This window comes from Pseudomonas sp. MYb2 (genome assembly GCF_002979955.1).
Lineage (GTDB): Bacteria > Pseudomonadota > Gammaproteobacteria > Pseudomonadales > Pseudomonadaceae > Aquipseudomonas.
Genome location: NZ_PCQC01000006.1, coordinates 206,684 through 227,264 on the forward strand (window position 1 = coordinate 206,684; position 20,581 = coordinate 227,264).

Sequence of the window (20,581 nt, forward strand, 5' to 3'; positions counted from 1 at the left end):
AGCCTATAGGGCGCAGGACAGCGATCACAAACGACATTTGCTGTGGGCAATTCATGCGTTGGCGTTATCGATGGGGTTTGACTGGTGTGCCGGAGCGGCGTGAAAAATCGGCGCTAGAGCAGTAATGGCGCAACTGGATTGAGCGATGTGTTTGATCGCCGCTTTCACCTCGGCACTGCGTTCTACACCGAGACCGCTGGCGAACAGATCAAATTTCTGGCTCAGCTCTTCAGCACTCAGAGCCGTTTCGGGATCGCCCCGCGCGGCAGTGACCGGACTCACCAGCACCGCACCGTTCTTCAGGGTGATGGTCAGTCGCGAGAGGATTTCGTCGGGGAAGCGAGCGGAGATATCAGCGGCTTCGACGACTTCGATACGGCGGCTCAGTGCCAGAATATCTTCGGCAAAAATCGCCGCCCCGGTGACTTCTTCCGGACCGACCTTGCCCCGGACAATCAGTGCGGCCAGCGGGAAGGCGAGGGCGTACTGCGCCTGGTCGGCATCACTTGGTGTATGGCCCTGCAAACACATCGACTCGTAGAACGTTTCCACGCGAACGGTTTCTATCGAGTCGGCATCGAGCTGTGGATTTTCCCGCTGCAGTTCGAGCATGGCGGTCAGCGCCGGTTGCGCCCAGCGGCAGACTGGCCAGGGTTTGAAGTACTGGCTGTCGATCTCCCAGCGTGTACCGATATCGGTCCAGTATTCAGCGACGGTGACGTCTTCAACCGTTTCTGCCGGTGCACCGGTGATGCCTTCCCGGGCCATGAGCAGGGCGTTCAAACCCGCAAATGCACCTGCGCCGTGGGCATCGCGCAGCATCGTCGGCGCGTGTATCAGGCGCATCATCGGGCAACGTGCGCTGAAGTATTCGGCGATGCCCAAGGCATGGCGAAAGGTCGGCTCATCAAAGCCCAGCAACCGCGCGCCGGCGCAGACAACACCGAGCGCGGAAAAACCACCCGATGCGTGATAAGTCGGCGAGGTCGCCATCAATGCGGAACCGGCCCGCAGCGCCGTTTCATAACCGATGCACAGAGCGGTGAGCAGTTCATGGCCGCTGATCGACTGGCCTCGATGATGCAGCGCATCGGCGAGGGCAAGCACCGCAGGAACAACAGTGGCACCGGCGTGGCCCTTGGATTTGAAGTGGCCTTCGTGGGCGTCGAGGCTGTCAGCGCTGAAACCTCCGGCCCAGGCTGCGCCGAGTACGTTGACGCGCTGTCCGGCAAAGATCAGACGACTGCTATAAGCGCCAGCCGGGTAATGCAGTTCGGCAAAACGCCGCATGGCGCTGCTGGTGTCATTGCTGGCCGCGCCGGCCATGACGCCGACGATGTCCAGCAGACTGTTCTGCACAATTGCACGAGTCTTGAACGGGGCATCGAGGAAATCAAAGTCGCGACAGAATTCGAAGAGTGACATTCAACAATCCCTTCCTGTGAGTTGAGCCGAGCCGATCATGGTCGGCGCGGCTCAACAATGAGCCAGGGGAGGGTGCTGCTCTAGCAACATTTTCGTCGGGCTATTGATAACCAAATCAGCCGACGCCTGTGCGGACTGAATTAACGGCGGGGAAACTTCGCCAGAATCCATTCGCGAAAACGCCGCAGCTCGTCTTCGTTTTCGGAGCTTTCGCGACAGCTCAGGTAGTGCCAGCTGTTGCGCAACTGCACCTGTTGCTCGATCGGTCGCACCAGCAAGCCTTGCTGCACCAACCCCGTGACCAGGTGATTCCAGCCCAGCGCAATGCCCTGATGGGTCAAGACCATGCTGATGAGCAGGTTGTAGTCGTTGGCGTTGAAGATCTGCGGGCTGTTCGGCGGACGATCATCGATATCGATGGCCTGAAACGCCAGCCACACGCCCCAGTCGACATGCTCGGCAACTTGCGAGCGGCCGTAGGGACTGAGGTTGAGCAATGCCGAATCACGCACGCCTTCGATCGTCGAAATTTCCGGGTGCTTCTCCAGATACTGCGGGGTGCACACCGGGTAAATCACGTCGTGGCACAACGGGTAGCTTCTATAACCGTCACGGATGCGCGAAATCTTGGTGATGAAGATGTCCGGCTGGACACCGGGTTCCATGGTCAGAAAGTTCTGCGTGGTGATCAAGTTGAGCTCGATGTCCGGGCACTGCGCGAAGAACTCCTGCAGATGATTCGACAGCCACAGCGCGGAAAAGGCCGGCGAGCAACAGACGGTCAGAACCTTCTTGGTCGACTGGCTGCTGCGGATGCGTTCGGCAGCCTGGGCGATGTTGACGAACGAAAGTTGCGCGGCATCGAAGAACACCGCGCCGGCGGCCGTCAGCTCCACCGCACGGCCGACCCGGGTAAACAGTTGCGCGCCCAGGTAGCTTTCCAGCTCACGGATCTGCCGGCTGATCGCGGCTTGGGAAACGCACAGTGCCTCCGCCGCACGGGTGAAGCTTTCGTATTTGGCCGCAGCCACAAATGCCTTCACAGCCCTCAAGGACGGCATTTTCAGCAGGATGGTGTCAGGGTCGACATGCTTGCTCATTCGTACACTCTCCTAACGATACAGCTCCCCAACGAAGCGCGAGGAGGGTAACGGAACCGTCCGCCGTGGGCTATGCCGGCGTCGCTGCGGGGATAGACCCGGTCGCTCAGGGCACGAAAGCGGCTGTTACTCGCCACCGTCGTCATCTCCGATAACCTGACGTTATCAAATTGTCCCTGTAAATGTAGTTGGATTAACCGGGGTGATGCTAATAGATTTGAAACATCCCTTTTTCCTGGGACCTCAAAAATAATAAAAGGAAGCCCGTCGTGAAGACATCTATTCATTACCGCTGCCGCTTACAATTATTTTTGCTCGTTTGCCTGTCGCTTAATGCGAAAGATGCACGATGCGAAGGAGGCAAGGTATGACAAGTTCCGACGAGATCATCTGCGTAAAAAATGTTTTCAAAGTCTTCGGTACGCAGCCAGCACTTGCCATGAAAATGGTTAAAGAAGGTGCATCAAAAGCTGAAGTGTTCAAAAAGACCGGTCAGGCGATTGGTGTTTTTGATGCCAACTTCTCTGTTCGCCGTGGCGAGATTTTCGTGATCATGGGTTTGTCCGGCTCTGGCAAATCGACCATGGTCAGATTGTTCAATCGGTTGATCGAACCGACGTCCGGGCAGATCTTTCTCAATGGCAAGGAAATCACCGGCCTGGGCGACAAGGACTTGTTGCAGGTTCGCCGCAAAGACATGGGCATGGTCTTCCAGTCGTTTGCTTTGATGCCGCACATGAGTGTCATCGACAACGTCAGCTTCGGCCTGGAAATCAGCGGTGTCAGCGAAAAAGAACGCTATTGCCGCGCGATGGGCGCACTGGAGCAGGTCGGGCTTTCGGGGCAGGAGCTGAGCTTTCCCCACCAACTCTCCGGCGGCATGCAGCAACGCGTCGGTCTGGCCCGCGCGCTGGCCAACGATCCCGCCATTCTGCTGATGGACGAAGCCTTCTCGGCACTTGATCCGATGATTCGCAGCGAGATGCAGGGCGAGCTGATCAAGCTTCAGGCCGAGCAGGACCGCACGATCATTTTCATCTCCCACGATATCGAAGAAGCGGTTCGCATCGGTCACCGCATTGCGATCATGGAAGGCGGGCGCGTGGTGCAAATCGGCACGCCGCGTGAACTTCTGTGCAACCCGGTGAATAAATATGTGCGTGATTTCTTTAATGGCTTCGACACCAGTCGCATTCTGAAAGCGGGCGATATCGCCCAGCAGGATTGCAATGTCGCTTATATCCCTGGCGGGCAAACACCGATTAAAGCGGAAGCGTCTCTGCGCGACATCTTTCATCTTGTTGCTGCCTCGGCAACTCCCATGCCGGTTGTGGATGAAGTTGGGCTTTATAAAGGCTCTATTTCGCAAGGCCATCTTCTGAGCTGCCTGTGTAACAGCTGAACTGCGAATAACCAGAATTGATACGCCGTTTCTGAGTGCGAGGTAGCATCATGTCAGACTTCAACTTTTTAGATCCCTTTCAAAGTCTCAATATTCCTTTGGGATCCTGGGTGGAAACCGCCCTTAAATACTTGGTGCATAACTTCAGGGAAGTGTTTCGCTCGATCCGCTGGCCAGTCGATCAAGTGCTCGACGGTGTCCAGTGGGGATTACTGTCGGTTCCGCCCACGGTATTCATCATCATCGCCGGACTGATCAGTTGGCAGATTGGCGGCAAGCGCATCGCCATCTTCAGCGTCGCAACCCTCACCGGGCTCGGACTGATCGGTGTGTGGAGCGATGCAATGGTCACGCTGGCCCTGGTGCTGACATCGCTGCTGTTTTGCGCGGTTATCGGCATCCCGCTCGGCATCCTGTGCGCACGCAGTGATCGCACGGAAATGATCATTCGCCCGGTGCTCGATGCCATGCAAACGCTCCCTGCATTCGTCTATTTGGTGCCGGTGGTCATGCTCTTCGGCATCGGCAACGTGCCCGGTGTGATCGTCACCATCATCTTTTCTGTCGCGCCATTGGTGCGACTGACCAACCTCGGCATTCGTCAGGTTCCGGCCGACAAGGTCGAAGCGGCGCGAGCGTTCGGCTGTACGGGCACGCAAATGCTCATGAAGGTGCAGTTGCCGTTGGCGGCGCCGACGATGATGGCCGGCCTCAATCAGACGCTGATGTTGTCGCTGTCGATGGTAGTGGTTGCGTCGATGATCTCGGTAGGCGGTCTGGGCTTGATGGTGTTGAGCGGCATCGGTCGCCTCGACATGGGCCTGGCCAGCGTCGGCGGTGCCGGCCTGGTGCTGCTCGCGGTATTCCTTGACCGACTGACCCAGGCAATGGGTGAGCGCAGCAGCGATCTGGCCAGCGGTCAGCGCTGGTATGAAAGCGGCCCGGTGGGGCTGGTCATGAAACTGAAGAAAAAGAAGAACGTTGCACGTCCAGTGACGAATTGAGTTGGCCTGCTCACCCCATTAAAAATTCCAAGCGTGGTGAAACATGAAACTGACAAATCTCAAGAAAAGCGTGGTTGCGAGCCTGGTGGCTTCGGTGTTTGGCACCTTGCTGTGCTCGGCGGTTTACGCGGCCGATGCCAACAAACCCGGCGCGGGCGTTTCGATTACGCCGATCTTCCCGACTATCGCCGAAGAGCGCTTTCGCGGTGAAGTCGTGATCGCCGGCCTCAAGGAACTGGGCTATGACGTCAAACAGCCGAAAGAAGTCGACTACCCGGCGATGTTTCTCGCGCTGTCTTACGGCGATGCGGATTTCACCGTGCATGAATGGGAACACCTGCACCAAGCGTTTTATGAGAAGGCCGGCGGCGATGATGTGATGGTCAAGGTCGGGCAAATCATGAAGGGCGTGCTGCAGGGCTACATGATCGACAAGAAGACCGCCGAGGCTTATCAGATCAAGGATCTGTCAGACCTGAAGAAACCCGAAATCGCCAAACTCTTCGACAGCAACGGTGACGGCAAGGCTGACCTGACAGGCTGCAACCCGGGGTGGGGCTGCGAAATCATGGTTGAGCACCACATGAAAGCCTACGGTCTGGGGCCCACCGTGGTCGACAACCGCGGCTCGTACTTCGCCTTGATGGCGGACACCATTGCGCGCTTTCAGCAAGGCAAGCCCGTGCTGTTCTTCACTTGGGTTCCGCAGTGGATCGCCAGCGTATTGGTGGAAGGGCGTGACGTGGTCTGGTTGCCGGTGCCGTTCACCTCGCTGCCGGATGGCAAGGAAAGCAAGGACACTTTCCATGATGGCAAGAACCTCGGTTTCCCGGTGGACACGGTCAATGCCGTCATGAACAAAGAGTTCGCCGAGAAGAACCCGGTGGCGCGCAAATTCCTCTCTGAAGTCAGCATCCCTACAGCCGCTGAAAGTGCGCAAAACCTGCGCATGCAGAACGGTGAAAAGTCGCTGGCCGACATCAAACGGCATGCCGCGGAATGGATCAAGGCCAATCAGCAAGCCTATGACGGCTGGTTGAGTGACGCCCGAGCGGCAGCGAAGTAATCGGTGCAACTACGGGTTGGCGGCGGGCCGTGCCAGTCGCCAAACCAACGGGTTGTCGTTTCAAGTGAAGGTGAGCGGGTGACGCAAGATGGAAACGTTCCAGAGTCCGTTGAAACAACAGAACACCGGATTTCGCCAATCCACCGTGATGTCGGGCCATGAACGTGTGGTGCGGGTGGCGTTTATCCTGCTCGATCATTTTTCGTTGACGACGCTTTCAACGTCGATGGATGCCCTGGCCACTGGAAACCTGATCAACGGCGAGACGATTTACGAGGTATCCACTTACTCCGTTCAGGGCGGGCTGGTTGAAAGTGATATCGGCGTGTCGCTGGCCTCGCAAAGGCTGGTCGCAGAAGGCTTCAGTCATGATGCAGTGATTGTCGTCGGTGGCCAGCGTGTGAGGCTTGCCCCGCAGCCAGTGCTGCGCCGAGTGCTGAAGAAGTCCGCGAGCAAAGGGATCGTCGCCGGTTGCTGGAATGCCGCGTTTTATCTGGCTGACGCCGGTTTGCTAGAGACTGGGGACTTTGCTTGTCACAGCGACAGCTGCGGCCTGATCCATGAATATTTCCCGCAGTTGAACGTTTCGACTCGCGAGTTTGTTTGCACACAGCGCCGAGCCACTTGCGCCAACGCTCATTCGGCGCTGGATATGACCCTGGCGATCATGCAGGAACTGGGCGCGCGCAACGATGCGGCACTGGTCGATGAAATAAAACGGGTTCACCAACCTGGACAAGCTCACCCGAAGTTTGCGGCAAACGCCGACAGCCTTCGCTGCTCTTCGATTCCAAAGCCTTTGAATATCGCGCTCGACTTGATGGAAAAGAACATTGAGGAACCGCTGGAAATCGATGCAATCGCCAGCCAGGTCGGCGTGTCACGCCGGCAACTGGAAAGAAGGTTTGCCCGTTACCTGAATGCGGCACCGAATCGCTACTACCTGGAGCTGCGTTTGACACGGGCTCGGCAATTGATTGTGCAAAGTGACCGCTCGTTGACGGATGTGGCACTGGCCACCGGGTTTGTCAGTTATCCGCACTTCTATAAACGCTTCAAGGACCTGTTCGGCTTACCGCCCATGACCTTCAGGGATTATTACTACGCCAACGACTATGCCAGTAGCGGACGTTATGCCGTGGCGGCCAATTTTTAGAACAAACAGTTAATCGTCACTGTTTGCGCAAGTGCCAGTTTTGCAAGTTTCCGGATCAACGCCACTGCGTGCGTTTGCTTTGTGCCGCGTGCGTTTTGCAACTTCAACGATTAACGGTTCAACACTATGAAAGTCAGTTCATTACCCGCCGATGATGATAGTTGTGGCTGGTTTCACTTGAGCAAGCCACGCAGTCCCGAGCCGGCTCACCGCGGGCACCGTTCAGCCCGCTGGGTGATCATCGGTGCCGGCTTCACGGGTCTGGCGTGCGCGCGGCAACTGGCGTTGAATTTTCCCGACGACGAAGTGGTGCTCATCGAAGCGCAGGAAGTCGGACTGGGCCCGTCGGGGCGTAATGCCGGTTTTGCCATTGATCTTCCCCATGATATTGGCGCTGAGGATTACATCGGTGACATCGCGCTTGCACGCACCAGTTTGAAACTCAATCTGGCCGGCCAATCGATACTTCGCGAGCTGGTCGATCAATACCGTATCGAATGCCAGATGAGAGCTTGCGGCAAATATCAGGCGGCGGTAGAGACCCGCGGTATTGCCGTCCTCGATGCCTATCGCCGGGGCCTGGAAAAACTCGATCAGCCTTTTCAAATGATTGATGCCGATGAGTTGCCCGAACACTTGGGCACGCGCTTTTACCGCAAGGCATTGTTCACCCCGGGGGCGGTGCTACTGCAACCGTCCGGGCTGGTGAAAGGCCTCGCCGACAATCTGCCATCGAACGTCACGCTGTATGAGCGCACGCCGATTCTGGAAGTGGAGTACGGCGCCAAGACTGTCCTCAAGCACGCTCACGGCAGCATCACTGCCGACAAGCTGATTCTGGCGAACAACTCGTTCGGCATGCGTTTCGGTTTCCTGCAAGGGCGCATGTTGCCGATCTACACCTACGCCAGCATCACGCGGCCGCTGACCGAAGAGGAACAGGCGCGCCTTGGCGGCAAACCGTTCTGGGGCGCCATTCCGGCGGATCCGTTCGGCACCACGGTGCGCCGCACCCCGGATAACCGCCTGCTGATCCGCAACAGTTTCACCTTCAACCCGGATGGTCGCAGCAACAGCAAATACAACGAACGTTTCGTGCGCCGGCACAAGGCGTCATTCGATCAGCGTTTCCCGATGTTGCCGGACGTGACGTTTGAATACACCTGGGGCGGCGCCTTGGCCATGTCGCGCAATCACAACGGCTTCTTCGGTGAACTGGCGCCCAATGTTTATGGCGCGCTCGGCTGCAACGGTCTGGGCGTCACGCGCGGAACCGTCACCGGCAAGTTGCTCGCGGACTGGCTGGCGGGACAGCGCGACCCACTGATTGATTTCCTGTTGCAGGCGCCAGGGCCCAACAGCAACCCGCCAGAACCGTTTCTTTCGCTGGGGGTGAACATGAACCTCAAGTGGGGGCAGTACCGCGCCGGGAGAGAAAGCTGAGTCTGCGTTGACTAGTCGCTGAAGCCTCGTCGCTTTGCTGCCGTCCTGAAGGCTTGCGCCGCCAATAACCACGGTCTGCCCGGCATGCCGTCGGGCGCACGGATTGAACATTGAACCACTGGAGAAAACGCTATGAACTTTGACGGAATTTTTACCCCTGCCATTACCCCGTTGTCCGCTGATGGCCAGATCGACTATTCGGCGTTCTCCGAGGTGCTCGAATACCTGATCGAGTCCAAGGTTCACGGCATCGTTATCGGCGGCTCCACCGGCGAGTATTACGCGCACACCGCCGAGGAGCGGGTGGCCGTGGCCGAGCGTGCCAAGGATGTAATTCGTGGGCGCTTGCCGCTGGTCATCGGCACTGGCGGCATTCGTACCGAAGACTCGGTGTACTTCGCCGAAAAAGCCAAGTCCCTCGAAGCGGACGCCATTTTGGTCGGTTCGCCACCGTATGCCTTGCCGACGCAGAAGGAAATTGCCGCTCACGTGCTCGCCGTGGACAAGGCCGCCGGGCTGCCGATCATGTTGTACAACTATCCGTCGCGGATGGGCGTGGCGATGGGCGACGAGTTTTTCCAAGCGATTGCCGGCTGCAAGAACATCGCCGCCATCAAGGAAAGTTCGGGCGAGATGAGTCGCCTGCACCGTCTGGCTCATGCCCATCCGTCGATCCAGTTGTCTTGTGGCTGGGATGATCAGGCTTTGGAGTTCTTCGCCTGGGGCGCGCGCAGCTGGGTGTGCGCCGGCTCGAACTTCATCCCGCGTGAACACATTGCGCTCTACGAAGCCTGTGTCCTGGAGAAGAACTTCGATAAGGGCCGGCGGATCATGTCGGCGATGCTGCCGTTGATGGATTTCCTCGAGAGCGGCAAGTTCGTGCAATCGATCAAACATGGCAGCGAACTCAGTGGCCTGCGTGCCGGCGGTGTCCGGGCGCCACTGCAAGCGCTGGAGCCTTCCGAGAAGCAAGCGCTGGAAAGCGTGATCAAAACCCTTCAGAACAACGTCGCGCGTATCGTCGAGGAGGCTTGAAATGGCAGATCTGCTGAGTCAAGAGCAATACCGTGGACTGGCTGCGAAACTCGAGTTTCGCAATCAAGCGTTCATCAATGGGCAGTTCTGCGCCGCCAGATCGGGCAAGACATTCACCACAACCAACCCGGCTACCGATCAGGTGCTGACTGAAATTGCCGCGTGCAATGCCGACGATGTCGATGCAGCGGTAGCGGCGGCCAAGGAGGCCTTCGCCGACGCACGCTGGCATTCACTGGCGCCGTCGGCACGCAAATCGGTATTGCTGCGCTTTGCTCAGTTGCTGGAGGACAACGCCCACGAACTGGCGGTGCTCGAAAGCCTGGACAGTGGCAAGCCGATTCGTGAATGTCAGAACATCGACGTGCCGGAAACGATTCATACGTTGCGCTGGCACGCTGAGCTGATCGACAAGATTTACGACGCTACGGCGCCCGTCGGCTCGGGTGCAGTGACCATGGTGGTGCGCGAGCCGATCGGGGTTGTCGGCTTGGTGCTGCCGTGGAACTTCCCGCTGCTGATGCTCGCCTGGAAAATCGGCCCGTCGCTGGCAGCAGGTTGCTCGATCGTGGTCAAACCGGCCAAGGAAACCACCTTGAGCACTTTGCGCGTCGCCGAACTGGCGCATCAGGCGGGGATTCCCGCCGGTGTGTTTAACGTCGTGCCCGGGGGAGGGAAGGAGGCGGGCGAGCCGTTGGGGCGTCATCCTGACGTGGCCATGGTCAGCTTCACCGGTTCAACCGCCACCGGGCGGCTGTTTCTCAAATACTCCAGCGAATCGAACCTCAAACGCATCGTGCTGGAATGTGGCGGCAAGAACCCGGCCGTGGTGATGAATGATGTCGAAGACATCGATGTCGTCGCTCAGCATGTGGTCAACGGCGCGTTCTGGAACATGGGTGAAAACTGCTCGGCCTCATCAAGGCTGATCGTGCACGCCGACATCAAGGAAGAACTGTTGCAGCGTGTGCAGGTGCATCTGGGCGATTGGAAAATGGGCGACCCACTCGATCCTGAGAACCGCTTGGGTTCGATGATCAGCAAGGCGCATTTCGAGAAAGTCCGTTCTTACCTTGACGTTGCCCGCGACGAGAACCTCAGCGTGTTGGTGGGCGGCAAGACGGCCAAAGACATCTTCGTCGAACCGACCATCGTTGATGGCGTGAACCGCGATAGTCGCCTGTTCCAGGAAGAGATCTTCGGCCCGGTGCTGAGCGTCACCACGTTCCAGACCGTCGACGAAGCCATTGAACTGGCCAACGACACGGCCTACGGCCTGGCGGCATCGGCTTACACCGGCAACCTGCGCCATGCGCTGAAACTCTCGCGCGGGATCCGTGCCGGGATTGTCACGGTGAACTGCTTCGGTGAGGGCGACGCCTCTACGCCATTCGGCGGCTACAAGGAGTCGGGATTCGGCGGGCGCGACAAGTCGATCTGGGCGCATGACCAATACACCGAAATCAAAACCATCTGGATTGACGCATCCTGACAGCAACTTCGCCGCAAGAAGCCGGATCGCCCCGACCACTGGATTGAGTGGCGGGGCGATTGCCCCATACCGTTAACCAATCCATGAACTGGAATTGTTGGTGACCACATCAGCAGAAAGCTTTCAGTCATCCGCTTTTCGTCAGACATTTTGAACCTAACTCGAAACCGCTGGCTCAACCGGGAAATATTCGGGGTGGGCGAAATGAACGCGTTCAAGAACCAACTGACATTCGCACAAGAAACCAGATTACTCGCTTTGGCTGCCTGGCAACGCGCACTGGAAAACCTTGAACTGCGCATGGATTGCCCAGACGCCTATCACGACGAACTGGTGCGCCAATCGGATGAAATGGATCGTTTGGGCCTGCTCAGCTGGGACGAGTGGCGCGACCTGCGCAGAGAAGCAGACGTCGCCTACCTGCGCGCAGTCGCTGGAGACGATTACCATTGAGGTCATGTACGGTCGTTATCCGCATCCTCTGAAAGATCGAATCAAGAAAACAGGAGATTTCCATGCCCGAGCCGTTGACCTCATCAGCTGCACCTGCTCGCTCCTGGTTCGCCCGTTTCTCTGGGTCCGGATGGGGCGGGCGCGTCTTCTGGTCGATTCTGATCGGCGTGACAGTCTTCCTGCTGATTAGCGGCTATGGCGCCTTCGTCGGGGCCAACAAACAGAATCTGCACTTCGCCTTTATCGGTGGCATGACAGGCTTCGCTGCCACGGCAATGGGCGCTGTCGTAGCGATTGCGTTACGAGACATCGCCGCCCGAACCCAAGACATCATGCTCGGCTTCGCCGCCGGGATGATGCTGGCGGCCAGTTCGTTTTCGCTGATTCTGCCTGGCATAGAAGCGGCTCAGGCGCTTTGCGGTAACCCGTTGCTCGCAGCTTGCGTCGTCGTTGCAGGATTGGGACTGGGCGTCGCGCTGATGGTCGGGCTTGATCGTTTCGTGCCTCACGAACACGAGAAAAGCGGACGCCGGGGGCCAGATGCGCAGCGCATCAATCGTGTCTGGTTGTTCGTCCTGGCAATCACACTGCATAACCTGCCGGAAGGCATGGCCATTGGCGTGAGCTTCGCCAACGGCGATATGAAGGTGGGACTGCCGCTGACGACTGCCATCGCCATTCAAGACATTCCTGAAGGTCTGGCAGTCGCCCTGGCATTACGCGTAACCGGCATCTCCGCACTGCGCGCAGCGCTGATTGCGGTGGGTTCGGGGTTGATGGAACCCATTGGCGCCATCGTCGGCTTGGGTATTTCCAGCAGCTTTGCGTTGGGATATCCCATTGCGCTCGGTCTGGCAGCCGGGGCGATGATTTTTGTGGTGTCCCATGAGGTCATTCCCGAGACCCATCGCAACGGGCATGAGACCCCGGCCACGTTGGGACTGATGCTCGGCTTTGGGGTGATGATGTTTCTCGACACTGCTTTGGGTTAATCACGAACCTGACCAATGGAGAGAAACCGTCACGCACTGGCTTTAACCTCACCCCTGACCACTGATTTACGATAGGTCAGCAAAACGATGCCGGTGACCACGATCACCCCACCGAGAATCTGTCCGTTGCTGAGCATCTGGTCCAGCACAATCCAGCCCATCAGCAGCGTTGCCAATGGCTCGATGTTCATGACCGGCGCATTGCGCGGCATGTCGAGTCGAGGCACGGAAATGAACAGGACGATAAAACCGGTGCCGTACAGCACCACCAAGGTGGCGAGGGCCAGCCATCCGGTCGAGGTGGCGGGCAGGTTCAATCCGCCGGGAAGGGCGCCCGTCAGCCCTGCCAGGTTGACGCTGCTGAACACGATGAAAATGGTCAGCAGACTGCGCACCGAGCCGCGTACCTGAGACAGTTTGTGGTCGGTGATCCACAGCGCGCAGGCGAACACGCTGGCGGCGCAGAATGCGAGTGCGACGCCCGTCAGCCATTGCGCACTGACGTCTGTCGTGGTCGAAAGACGCCCGGGCACGTCCAGCACAAACACCAGGCCCAGTAGAATCAAGCCCATTAACGTCGCAGTGCGTGCGCTCGGTCGCTGACCACCCAGCGCCCAAGTGAGCAATGCCAGCAGAATAGGGAATACGTTTGCCACCAGCAGGGCCAGCGCCACCGGCACCCGTGCGACAGCAGAGTAAAGGCACAGACTCTGCGCAGTGATCAGCAACCCCAGCAACAGTTGCCAGCGCCAGGCACCCGCCGGCAAGCGCGGGCTTTGTCGTTGCCACAGCACCAGAATCGCGAGCACCAGCAAGGTCCCGCCGGACCGCATCAAAATCGCCAGCAGCACACCCGCACCATCATCAAATGCGACTCGCGCCGCCACATGATTGCCGGCAAACGCACAGCCCATGCACAACAGAATGATCACCGCCAGATAACGGGGGTAGGGCGGCGGTACGGTTTGCGTAGCGGTAGGGCGAGGCATGGCAGATCTCAGGATTGTTAGCCGTTCGAACGACTTGGTTTTTATTAGGTTGTCGTACAACCAGCCCGTTTTATCGCATTCGGCGACGTCGGGCAATAGACCTGAAAGCGCACAGCTACGCATATGTTCGGCTTTATGCTGGATTTTTCGCGCCTTTGATTGAGTGTGGAGATCGTATGACTTGATAGAGCTGGGGCCCATCGGCCCCTGCTTCCAGGGATTTACACATTCATGAGAGGCGGGTCGTCTGCTTCTGCTCAGGCATGAAATGGATAATCGATGTAGCCACGCTGATCCCCGCCGAAAAAGCTGCCAGGGTCCGGCGTGTTGAGTGTCAGGCCATCGTGCAGTCGACGCGGCAAATCAGGGTTGGCCAGGAATGGGCGGCCAAACGCGATGATGTCGGCACGATCGGCAATCAGCGCCTGTTCGGCAGATTGCGCATCGTAGCCGCCCGCCAGGATCAGCACGCCGTTCCAGGTTTTGCGCAACTGGGCAATGATCGCGTCCCAGCGCGGGTCGAAATTTTCATCTTTGACTGTGCCGACCATCGCTGGCTCGACCAGGTGTAGATAGGCCAGGTTCCATTGGTTGAGCGCCTCGACCAAGTGGCCGAAGGTGGCTTCCGGGGTGTCATCGCCCATGCCCATGAAACGGCCCATCGGCGTCAGGCGTACGCCGACCCGCTCGGCGCCAACTTCTTCAGCCACGGCCGCGACCACTTCCAGCAGAAACCGCGCGCGATTCTCCACGCTGCCGCCATAGGCATCGTCACGCTGGTTGCTGTTGCTGTTAAGAAACTGATCGAGCAGGTAACCGTTACCGGCATGAATCTCTACACCGTCCATGCCCGCCTGCAGCGCGTTGCGCGCGGCCAAGCGGTAGTCTTCGACGATACCGGCGATTTCCGCGGTTTCCAGCGCGCGTGGCACCGGCACATCACCCCAGACGCCGTTACCGTTGTCGTCGACGATAAACGTCTTGCCCGGCACCGGCAGCGCGCTCGGCGCAACGGGCAGGCCGGCATCGGGTTGAAAGCTGGGGTGGGACACCCGACCGACGTGCCACAGCTGCATGAAGATCAACCCGCCAGCCTCATGCACCGCCGCGCTGACGTCACGCCACGCCCGCACCTGCTCAGGGCTGTAGATGCCCGGCGTCCAGGCGTAACCCTGAGCCTGCCGGGAGATTTGCGTGGCCTCGGTGATGATCAGCGCAGCACTGGCCCGTTGGCGGTAGTACTCGGCGTTCATCGGCGTTGGCACATCGCCTGGTTGGCCGGCGCGTGAGCGCGTTAACGGCGCCATGGCCACGCGATGGGCGAGGGTGTAAGGACCGAGTGCGAGGGGTTGGAACAGACGACGGGTCATGGGTAGCTCCAGATTTCAATAAGGGGAATTCAAGCGCGGCAGCGGCGCCGCGAACCAGTGCCGCTAACTTAACCGCGCTCAGCGGGGCTGATAATCGGTGGCCGGCGCTACGCTGTTTTGCGCAGGGCGCAACGGCACCCTTGCTCATCAGCGATGAACACGGGCGTGGCTCAGGCGGGTGGGTTTGAGCGCGTCAGCGGCAGGTTCAGCCAGCGCCGGCCGGTGGCGTTGGTCACGGCGTTACCAAGGGCGGCGGCCATCGGCCCCTGGACAATTTCAGCGGCACCGAGGAACGGTTCTCCCGGTTGGTCGAGCAAATGCACATCGACTTTTTTCGGCAGTTGCGTGAAGCGCAGAATCGGATAACCGCTCCAGTCGTAGCTACGAATGCCCCCGGCGTCGTAGGCGACTTTTTCGTACAGGGTCCAGCTCGCGGACTGCACGATGCCGCCCTCGACCTGATTGCGCAGGCCGTCGGGGCTGACGATCTGGCCAACGTCAACCGCCGTCACCACGTGATCGATGCGGATCTCGCCGGTCTGCGGATGCACCCGAAGTTTCACCGCGATGGCACAGTAACCCATGATGTTTTTGTAGCGGGCGAAGGCGAAACCGATCCCGGCGCCGGGCTCGCTGCTTTTTTGCGGCCAGCCGATCTCATCACGCACACGTTCTACCACCGCGCGAGCACGCGGGTCGCTGAGATGGGCCAGACGCAAGGCGACCGCGTCGATGCCGGCCCTGATCGCCAACTCGTCGATGCTCGCCTCGATGGCGAAGATATTGATGTGCGCCCCCAGCGAACGCATGGCCGAGGTGCGAAAGGGCATCTGGGTGACGAAGGTCATATTGATGCGCTTCGAGTTCAACTCGTACAGCGGCACCGCGTTGCGATCACCATCGCCTTCGGGCTGGGCGATCGGCACGGAGGGCGCTGAGGTGAAGGGCCGCGCAAGCAAGCGTGCCGGCAGCAGACGCCCGGCGTTGACGATGCGTTCGTTGTGCGGTGTGGTCCAGAGTTCGTAGGCCCAGTCATGCAGCCGACCCTGGCTGATGCCCGCGTCGACTTCGGTGACCATCGCCGAGCTATACGGCTCCCAAAGATTTTCCTGTTCGCGCATCCATTGCACGCGCACCGGCGTACCGGGCACACGCAGAGCAATCAATGCAGCATCGGCCGCGGCATCATCGGCACCGTTATGCCCATAGCAACCTGAGCCTTCGGTATGAATACAGCGCACCCGCTCAGGTGGCAGACCGAGCATTTCGGCAATGCCGGCGCGCAGCGGATAAACACCTTGGGTGTGGGTCCAGACCGTGAGATTGCCGTCCTTGAACCAGGCCACCGCGCAAGACGGGCCGATCGAGCCGTGCATCAAATACTGCTTGGTGACCCGCGCCTGAAAACGCGTGTCGGCCGCGCCGCTCGGCGTGCCGCTGTTGCTGATCGGATAGCGCCGTGAGGGCAGGCGTTTGAGCAGACCATGAATCTCGGCCGCCTCTGGAATCGCTTCGCCCTCGCTCCATTGCGTCACCTCGCTGGCCCTGCGCATGGCTTTGATCGCTTGCCACTCATCACCGGCGGCCACCGCCAGATAGTTGCCGTCGCGGATCACCTTGACCACGCCAGCCAACGCCTCGATGGACTCCGCATCGAATGCTTGTAGCGTGCAGCCCGGACGCGGCGGGCGGATCACCCGCGCATGCAGCATGCCCGGCAGGCGCATGTCCTGGACGAACGCCGCGCCGCCGCTGACCTTCGCCGGGATGTCGAGGCGCGGCAACGAATGGCCGATCAGTTTGAAGTCAGCGGCGGCCATCGCCGGTGATTGAGCCTTGGCGTATTGGTGCACATCGACATGCTTGACCGCGTCGGCGTAACTCATCCGCTGAGCGGCCGGGCCTTCGATCACACCGTTGTGAGTGCTGAGCAGTGCAGCATCAACCTGCCAACGGCGCGCGGCGGCATCGACGAGCATTTCACGCACCTGCGCGGCGGCGTTATACAACGCGGTACCGCTGTCGAAAATGCTGTGGCTGCCGGCGGTGTAGCCTTCGTTGGGTGTCAGCGCGGTGTCGGCGGTGAGCAGGTTGATCGCGGATGCCGGTACCTGCAAACGCTCGGCGGCGATTTGCAGCAACGCGGTTTTCACCCCGGTACCCAACTCGACCTTGCCGGTGTAGACGGTGATGCCGTCAGCGCCGATGCGGATCCAGGCGTCGAGAAACGGGTTGGTGCGCAGGCTTCCGGGCAGGTCAGGCGCGAGGACCACGGTGCCGAGCGTATCGACTTCCGTATCCGCCAACACACGCCGCGCCACCGGCATCAAGGTAAACGCCATCAGCAACGCGCCGCCGCGCAGGAAGGCGCGTCGGCTCGGGTTCAAACCGTTCGACTCGCTCATGTCAGGCTCCCGTTGTGCCCGGCCACCTGTTTGATCGCCTCGATGATCCGCAAGTGCGTACCGCAGCGGCACAGGTTGCCGGCCATGTGCTCGCGAATGGTCGCGTCATCAGGGTGGCGATTACGCTCAAGCAACGCCTGCGCGCGCATCAGCATGCCGGCAATGCAGTAGCCGCATTGCGCAGCCTGTTTCTCGATGAACGCAGCTTGCAGAGGGCCGGGTTTTTCCGCGCTGCCGAGGCTTTCCACGGTGCGGATTTTTTTGCCTTCGAGGCCGGCGCAGGGCGTCAGGCAGGCGAACACTGGTCGATCATCGACGATCACCGTGCAGGCGCCGCATTGACCGAGACCGCAGCCGTATTTGGCGCCGTTGAGGTTCAAGTGATTGCGCAGCGCATACAGCAATGGCATGTCCGGCTCCAGCTCAAGCGGTTGCGCGGCTCCGTTGACGTTGAGGGTGATCTGGCTCATTTCGTCTCCTGACGTAACGCTTCAATAGTGAAAGAGAGGTCGGCCCACGGCTGATCTGGGCTGGCTTGCTGACGCAGATACGCGGCCAGTGCACCGAGCTGCGCGTTGTCGAGGCTGGCGGCGAATGCAGGCATCAGTGGGCCGGGCGATCCTGGCGTGGCGGGCAAGCCTTCAAGCACGGTTTTGAGAAAGTTGCGCGAACTGGCCGCTTGCAACGCCGAGGTGTTTTGCAGGCCCGGGCGACCATCGATGGTGCGCATTGGCGCCGCCGCACCATGGCAACCGGCGCAGGCGCTGCTGAAGAGCAGGGCGCCGGTCGAGTGGTCTGCCGGTTCATTGGCAGGCGTCTTCGGTGGCGTCTCTGTCACCGAAGGCGGGTTTTCCAGACTGAGCACATATTCGGCAATCGCCTCGGCTTCACTGGCGGGCAGGCGCGCCAGACTCAAGCTGACCGGACGCATCGGCCCGGCGGGTGTGCCGTGGCCATCAACGATTTCGGCGCGCAGATAGCTCACCAGTTGCTCACGACGCCACGGGTTGCCGCGTTGGCCCATACCGACCAACGCGGGCGCTTGCCAGCCATCGACGCTGCCGCCCTGCAGATACTCCGAGGATTTTTCCGCGCCGATCAGGTTCAGCGGCGAATGGCAGCCGGCGCAGTGCCCCGGGCCGTCGACCAGATAGCGCCCGCGATTCCACGCCTCGCTGCGCTGTGCCAGCGGCGTCAATGGCTCTCCGTGCAGGAACAGCAAGTTCCAGAACGCCACCAACGGGCGAATGTTCATCGGGAAATTCATCTGGTTCTGCTTGGCCGGCGCGTGCACGGCGGGGCCGCTCATCAAGTAGGCGTAGGCGTCGGCGATGTCTGCTGCGCTCATGCGCCGGTAGTGCACGTAGGGGAACGCCGGATAGAGCAAGTGACCGTCGCGAGCAACGCCCTGACGCATCGCCCGCTCGAAGGCCGGCAGTGACCATTGGCCGATACCGGTTTCTACGTCCGGGGTGATGTTGGTGCTGTACAACGTGCCGAACGGCGTTACCAGCGGCAGCCCGCCGGCCAGATATTCGCCACCGGGGCGGGTATGGCAGACCGCACAATCACCGGCCTCGACCACCCGCGCTCCGCGTTGCAACTGCGCAGTATCGAACAACGTCGGGCGCTCGATGGGCGCAATCGCTGGGCGCCACATCAGCCAAATGGCGCCGATCAGGCCGAGCACGGCGACGACGGCCACGCTGATCCATAGCGTTCTGGACTTCAGAAATGAGCTGTTCATGGGACGGAGAAAAACGCGGCAGGCAATGGCAGAACGGATGGGATACGGGTCATGACAACGCTCCTTGTAACAGCCGGGGAAGGGCGCCGATGGGGACGACGGCGCCAAGGGCCAAAGCGTAGAGAAACCGTCTGCGCGGGAGAATCAGCGGCGCACGCAATAGCGCGTTGCGCGAGAAGCAACGCCTGCGCCGTTGCGCAGGACGCATCAGTGCATTGCCCGCCGTGTGGATTCTGTGGATCGCCACAGGGCCGTAGCCTTGGCAGCACTTTCCTGAACTCAATGAGGTGTCATCATGCTCACGGGCAATCCGGCCGTTGCGGCGAATGCCGAACAGCCAACTTCACTTTCCGGCCTGATGGTCGCGTTCCTGGCATTTTGCTGTGGCGCGGTCGTCGCCAATCTTTATTACGCACAGCCGATCGTCGAGCTGATTGCACCGCAGATCGGCCTGTCCAGCGCGAATGCCAGCCTGATCGTTTCGCTGACGCAGTTTGGTTACGCGCTGGGCCTGTTGCTGCTGGTGCCGCTGGCCGATCTGATGGAAAACCGCCGGCTGGTGGTCGGTTTCACCCTGGCGGCGAGCGTCACGCTGTTGTGCGCCGGACTGACCCATTCACCGTCGATGTTCCTGGTGTTGTCTTTGCTGATCGGCCTGACCTCGGTGGCCGTGCAGATCCTGGTGCCGCTGGCGGCGCACCTGGCGCCCGAAGCCAGCCGTGGCCGTGTCGTCGGCAATATCATGAGCGGTCTGCTGCTGGGCATTCTGTTGTCGCGGCCACTGTCGAGCCTGTTGGTTGAAGTGTTCGGCTGGCGCGGAGTGTTTTACAGCGCATCAGCCCTGATGGCCGTCATCGCTCTGATTACCGCCGTGGCATTGCCGCGTCGGCTGCCGACGCATAAAGCCACGTATGCCGCGCTAATCGGCTCGGTGTTTGCCTTGGCTCGGCGCTATCCGCTGTTGCGTCAGCGCTCGCTGTATCAAGGGCTGCTGTTTGCCAGTTTCAGCCTGTTCTGGACCCTCGCGCCGATTGAACTGATGCGTCACCACGGCTTCACTCAGGCTCAAGTCGCGATCTTCGCGCTGGTCGGTGCAGTGGGTGCCATTGCGGCGCCGATTGCCGGACGTCTGGCCGATGCCGGGCATGGTCGTCGCGGCACGCTGGTCGCACTGTTGCTAGCGCCGGTTTCGCTGCTGATCGCCGCTCTTCCGGGCAGCGGCTATGTCTGGCTGGTGGTGTGCGCGGTGCTGCTGGATTTCGCCGTGCAATTGAGCATGGTGCTCGGCCAGCGTGAGGTCTACGCCCTCGATCCCCACAGCCGTGCGCGTCTAAACGCCGTGTACATGACCAGTATTTTCGTCGGCGGCGCCGTGGGCTCACTGGTCGCCAGTCCGCTGTACGAGCACTTCGGCTGGAACCTGTCCGCCGTCGTAGTGGCGCTGCTGCCAGCGCTGGCGCTCGGGTTGTTCCTGAGCCGCAAGGCCGATGTCTGAACAGCCA

General features: G+C 60.0%; 17 protein-coding genes. 10 read left to right on the forward strand and 7 right to left on the reverse strand.

All coding sequences use genetic code 11. The annotated features are described in order from the left end of the window. Positions 1-51: 51 nt before the first annotated feature. Positions 52-1,425, reverse strand: a complete 1,374-nt coding sequence (locus CQ009_RS12275; protein WP_105706458.1) for an MmgE/PrpD family protein — start codon at positions 1,423-1,425, stop codon at positions 52-54. 140 nt (positions 1,426-1,565) lie between these two features. Further along, positions 1,566-2,525 carry a LysR family transcriptional regulator gene (locus tag CQ009_RS12280; protein ID WP_007913217.1) on the reverse strand — a complete coding sequence of 320 codons (960 nt, stop codon included), beginning with the start codon at positions 2,523-2,525 and terminating at the stop codon, positions 1,566-1,568. A 367-nt stretch (positions 2,526-2,892) separates the two neighbouring features. Between CQ009_RS12280 and CQ009_RS12285 the strand changes: the two genes are divergently transcribed. From CQ009_RS12285 to CQ009_RS12325, 9 genes are all read left to right on the forward strand, one after another. Next, positions 2,893-3,927: a glycine betaine/L-proline ABC transporter ATP-binding protein gene (locus CQ009_RS12285; protein ID WP_016986065.1), complete on the forward strand. Its 1,035-nt coding sequence runs from the start codon at positions 2,893-2,895 to the stop codon at positions 3,925-3,927. Between the two features lie 50 nt (positions 3,928-3,977). Continuing rightward, positions 3,978-4,931 carry a glycine betaine/L-proline ABC transporter permease ProW gene (gene proW / locus CQ009_RS12290; RefSeq protein WP_105706459.1) on the forward strand — a complete coding sequence of 318 codons (954 nt, stop codon included), beginning with the start codon at positions 3,978-3,980 and terminating at the stop codon, positions 4,929-4,931. A 43-nt stretch (positions 4,932-4,974) separates the two neighbouring features. Continuing rightward, complete coding sequence (gene proX / locus CQ009_RS12295) at positions 4,975-5,997, forward strand: glycine betaine/L-proline ABC transporter substrate-binding protein ProX (protein WP_163030252.1); 1,023 nt, start codon at positions 4,975-4,977, stop codon at positions 5,995-5,997. A gap of 88 nt (positions 5,998-6,085) precedes the next feature. Beyond that, the gene (locus CQ009_RS12300) at positions 6,086-7,153 is read left to right on the forward strand and encodes a GlxA family transcriptional regulator (protein ID WP_105706460.1); all 1,068 of its coding nucleotides are present in this window, start codon (positions 6,086-6,088) and stop codon (positions 7,151-7,153) included. A 126-nt stretch (positions 7,154-7,279) separates the two neighbouring features. Beyond that, a complete protein-coding gene (locus tag CQ009_RS12305; RefSeq protein ID WP_105706461.1) occupies positions 7,280-8,596 on the forward strand; it encodes an FAD-binding oxidoreductase in 1,317 nt (438 codons plus the stop codon). Between the two features lie 132 nt (positions 8,597-8,728). Then, on the forward strand, positions 8,729-9,631 hold the full coding sequence (locus CQ009_RS12310) for a dihydrodipicolinate synthase family protein (RefSeq protein ID WP_064390031.1): 903 nt from the start codon (positions 8,729-8,731) through the stop codon (positions 9,629-9,631). A 1-nt stretch (position 9,632) separates the two neighbouring features. After that, complete coding sequence (locus CQ009_RS12315) at positions 9,633-11,123, forward strand: aldehyde dehydrogenase (RefSeq protein ID WP_105706462.1); 1,491 nt, start codon at positions 9,633-9,635, stop codon at positions 11,121-11,123. A gap of 204 nt (positions 11,124-11,327) precedes the next feature. Then, positions 11,328-11,576 (forward strand): hypothetical protein, encoded by a 249-nt coding sequence (locus CQ009_RS12320; protein ID WP_026000673.1) that lies wholly within the window; start codon positions 11,328-11,330, stop codon positions 11,574-11,576. Positions 11,577-11,638: 62 nt separating this feature from the next. Further along, positions 11,639-12,568, forward strand: a complete 930-nt coding sequence (locus CQ009_RS12325) for a ZIP family metal transporter (protein WP_064390033.1) — start codon at positions 11,639-11,641, stop codon at positions 12,566-12,568. Between the two features lie 29 nt (positions 12,569-12,597). Here the strand turns inward: CQ009_RS12325 and CQ009_RS12330 are convergent, their stop codons facing one another. From CQ009_RS12330 to CQ009_RS12350, 5 genes are all read right to left on the reverse strand, one after another. After that, a complete protein-coding gene (locus CQ009_RS12330) occupies positions 12,598-13,557 on the reverse strand; it encodes a DMT family transporter (protein WP_064390034.1) in 960 nt (319 codons plus the stop codon). Between the two features lie 257 nt (positions 13,558-13,814). Beyond that, positions 13,815-14,927: an alkene reductase gene (locus CQ009_RS12335; RefSeq protein ID WP_064390035.1), complete on the reverse strand. Its 1,113-nt coding sequence runs from the start codon at positions 14,925-14,927 to the stop codon at positions 13,815-13,817. A 170-nt stretch (positions 14,928-15,097) separates the two neighbouring features. After that, entirely contained in the window at positions 15,098-17,332 is a 2,235-nt protein-coding gene (locus tag CQ009_RS12340) for a molybdopterin cofactor-binding domain-containing protein (RefSeq protein WP_105706464.1), read from the reverse strand. Then, complete coding sequence (locus CQ009_RS12345) at positions 17,329-17,802, reverse strand: (2Fe-2S)-binding protein (RefSeq protein WP_064390037.1); 474 nt, start codon at positions 17,800-17,802, stop codon at positions 17,329-17,331. Before CQ009_RS12345 ends, CQ009_RS12340 begins: the two co-directional genes overlap by 4 nt. After that, positions 17,799-19,037, reverse strand: a complete 1,239-nt coding sequence (locus CQ009_RS12350; RefSeq protein ID WP_371920141.1) for a cytochrome c — start codon at positions 19,035-19,037, stop codon at positions 17,799-17,801. Before CQ009_RS12350 ends, CQ009_RS12345 begins: the two co-directional genes overlap by 4 nt. A 337-nt stretch (positions 19,038-19,374) precedes the next feature. Here CQ009_RS12350 and CQ009_RS12355 point away from each other — a divergent pair, with 337 nt between their 5' ends. Next, the gene (locus tag CQ009_RS12355) at positions 19,375-20,574 is read left to right on the forward strand and encodes an MFS transporter (RefSeq protein ID WP_105706468.1); all 1,200 of its coding nucleotides are present in this window, start codon (positions 19,375-19,377) and stop codon (positions 20,572-20,574) included. Positions 20,575-20,581: the final 7 nt, after the last annotated feature.